Raw genomic sequence first — 3082 nt, 5'->3', positions numbered from 1 at the left:
GGGGGGGGGGGCCGCCATGCTCGCCGCGTGGGAGCGCGGGGAGTCCTCGCTGCGTCGGCCGGTCCGTCTGGCCGCGTGACGGCTCCGCCGGCCTGACGGCTCCGCCCGCCTGACGGCCCTGCCCGCCTGACCGCCCCGTCCGTCGCGCCGGCGGTCAGCGCGGGAGCGCCGCGCGGAACCGGTCCACCGCGCCGGCGTCGGCGGTCCACCCCCGGGCCCCGGGGGCGGCGCACGAGGCCGAGGCCACGGTGACGGCGAAGCGCAGGGCGTCGAACGCGTCCAGGGCTTCCGAGCCGCCGTCCCCAGGTGCCTCGCGCCGCCCCGCCACGCAGGCGAGCCAGGCGACCGTCGCACCGTGCAGGACGTCCCCCGCGCCGAGCGTGTCGACGACCGCGACGGGCGGCACCGTCACGTGCTGGGCACCGGCCGCGGAGCGCACCTCCACGGCCCCCTCGCCGTGCGACTGCGCCGCCACCGCCGGCCCCAGCGCGCGCACCGCCTCGAGCAGGTCGGCTCCGTCCCTGCCCTCCCTGCCCTCCCTGCCCTCCCTGCCCTCCCTGCCCTCCCTGCCGGGGCCGTCGGGCAGCCGGAAGTCTGCGGAGAGCACGGCGACGTCCACGTGCGCCAGCAGCCGCTCCAGCCCCGGCTTCCACGACCCGCCGTCGAGCACGACGACGACGCCGCGCGCCCGGGCGGTCGCGGCGACCGGCACCGCCAGGTCGAGGTGGTGGCCGTCGACGAGGACGGCGGTGACGCCGTCGAGCGCCGCGTCGAGGCGCGCGTCGGGTCGGGATCCGGGTGCTGCACCGGGCCCCGCGTCGGAGCCTGCGCCGGACCCCGCACCGGACCCCGCACCAGGACGGGTGGCGAGGGTCGCGTTCACCGACGCGACCGCCCGCTGGCCCGTCGCGGCGGTGACGAGCACGGTCGACACGGCCGGGGCGTCGTCGGGGCCGGCCAGGTCCAGCACCTGCACGCCGTGCCGGGCCAGGTCCTCGCCCGCGATGCGACCCACGGCGGCCCCACCCACGCGGGTCAGCAGCCGGGCGCGGACCCCGAGCGCCGTGCAGGTGGTCGCGGCGTTCGCCGCCGGTCCGCCGACCTCGACGGCGAGGTCCCGGGCGACCACCTTCTCGTCGGGACCGGGGACGCGGTCGACGGTCTGCCGGACGTCGAGCGTCGTCAGGCCGCACGCGAGCACGAGCGGGGAGGGGGGCACGGGAGCAGCGTAGGTCGCCGCCACCCGCCGAGTCCCCACTGCCGCCCCGCTGCCGCCCCACCGCCGAGGAGCCTGCCGCGGCCCCGCCGACGGCGGTAAGTTCACCGGCATGACCTATCCCGAGGACCCGCGCACCGCCCCCTCGATCCGCTGGGGGGTCCTCGCGCCCGGAGGCATCGCGCACGCCTTCGCCGAGGCGGTCCTCGGTCACACCCGCTCGACCGTCGCGGCGGTCGGCTCGCGCAGCCTCGCCCGCGCCGAGCAGTTCGCCTCCCGGTACGACGTGCCGGCGGCGTACGGCAGCTACGAGGAGCTCGTGCAGGACGACACGGTCGAGGCCGTCTACGTCGCGTCCCCGCACTCCGAGCACCGGGACCACGCCCTGCTGGCGATCGCCGCGGGCAAGCACGTGCTCGTGGAGAAGGCCTTCGCCCGCAACGAGGCCGAGGCGCGGGAGGTCCTGGACGCCGCGCGCGCCGCGGGCGTGTTCTGCATGGAGGCGATGTGGACGCGGTTCCTCCCGCACGTCGTCGCGCTGCGGTCCGTGCTGGAGCGGGGCGAGATCGGCGAGGTCGTCTCGCTGCTGGCCGACCACGGTCAGGCGTTCGGCCACCTGCCGCACACGCACCGCCTCCTGAACCCGGACCTCGCCGGGGGCGCACTCCTGGACCTCGGCGTCTACCCCGTGGCCTTCGCGCACGACCTCCTCGGCCGGCCGGACCGCGTGCTCGCGACGGGCTCGCTCACGCCCACCGGCGTGGACGGGCAGATCAGCATGGCCCTCGGGTTCGGCGACCGCGTCCAGGCCTCGCTGCACACCACGCTCTGGTCGCGCACGGCGACGACGGCGGTCGTGGGCGGCACGGAGGGCCGGGTGGAGGTGGCGAGCGACTTCTACCGCCCGACGTCGTTCCGCGTCGTCCGCGACGACGGCGGCCGGTGGGAGTACGCGCACCCCGTCGACGGCGGCTTCCAGTACCAGGCGGCGGAGGCCGCCCGCTGCATCGCCGACGGCGCCACGCAGAGCCCGGTGATGAGCTGGTCGGACACGCTCGACGTCTTGCGCACCATGGACGACGTCCGCCGGCAGGTCGGGGTCTCCTACCCCGGGGAGTGAGGCGGCCGTGTCGGGCCGTCGCACTACCCTGACGCCGTGACGACCGAGCCGCTCGAGCCCCCGCCTGCCCCGACGGCGTCCGGGCACCGCGGGCACCCCGGTCTGTTCGTGTCGTTCGAGGGCGGGGACGGCGTCGGCAAGTCGACCCAGCTGGAGCTGCTCGCCGGGTGGCTGCGCGCCTCCGGGCACGAGGTCGTGACCACGCGGGAGCCCGGGGGCACGCCGCTGGGCCGGCAGCTCCGCGAGGCGGTGCTGCACGGTGACCACATGGGGGCGCGCGCCGAGGCCCTGCTCTACGCCGCCGACCGGGCCCACCACGTGGACACGGTCGTGCGCCCCGCCCTCGAGCGCGGCGCGGTCGTCCTCACCGACCGCTACCTGGACTCCTCCGTCGCCTACCAGGGCGACGGCCGGCTGCTCGGCGCGCGGGAGGTCGAGCAGCTGTCGCTCTGGGCGACCGAGGGCCTCCTGCCGGACCTCACGGTCCTGCTGGACCTCGACCCCGCCGTCGGGCTGGCCCGGCTGACCGGGACGCCCGACCGGCTGGAGCGGGCCGGCGCGGAGTTCCACGAGCGGACCCGCCGAGCCTTCCTGGCGCGCGCGACGACGCCGCGCTGGCTCGTCGTCGACGCCGCGCACGGGATCGAGGCGGTCCAGCAGCAGGTCCGGGCGCGCACCGCGGCGCTGCTCCCGATGGGCGCGAGCACCGAGGGCGTCGTCGCCCACCCGGCCACCGGCGACCGCGT

At 77.6% G+C, this 3082-nt stretch carries 3 protein-coding genes; 2 read left to right on the top strand and 1 reads right to left on the bottom strand.

Annotated features, from left to right (window positions below; genetic code table 11):
- Window positions 1-154 precede the first annotated feature (154 nt).
- A complete protein-coding gene (locus N866_RS13685) occupies window positions 155-1219 on the bottom strand; it encodes a PfkB family carbohydrate kinase (protein WP_034227295.1) in 1065 nt (354 codons plus the stop codon).
- Between the two features lie 109 nt (window positions 1220-1328).
- On the opposite strand from N866_RS13685, the gene N866_RS13680 reads away from it, so the two are divergent.
- Entirely contained in the window at window positions 1329-2336 is a 1008-nt protein-coding gene (locus N866_RS13680; protein WP_034227292.1) for a Gfo/Idh/MocA family protein, read from the top strand.
- A gap of 102 nt (window positions 2337-2438) precedes the next feature.
- The coding region (gene tmk / locus N866_RS13675; protein WP_052023056.1) for a dTMP kinase at window positions 2439-3082 on the top strand (644 nt) is incomplete at its 3' end.

The sequence above is a fragment of the Actinotalea ferrariae CF5-4 genome (assembly GCF_000603945.1).
GTDB classification, from domain to species: domain Bacteria; phylum Actinomycetota; class Actinomycetes; order Actinomycetales; family Cellulomonadaceae; genus Actinotalea; species Actinotalea ferrariae.
This window is presented reverse-complemented; position numbering and strand designations above follow the sequence as displayed.

Bases quoted from the DNA above. Each gene is read 5' to 3' on its own strand.
- N866_RS13680 (WP_034227292.1), top strand. From the start codon at position 1,329: ATGACCTATCCCGAGGACCCGCGCACCGCCCCCTCGATCCGCTGGGGG.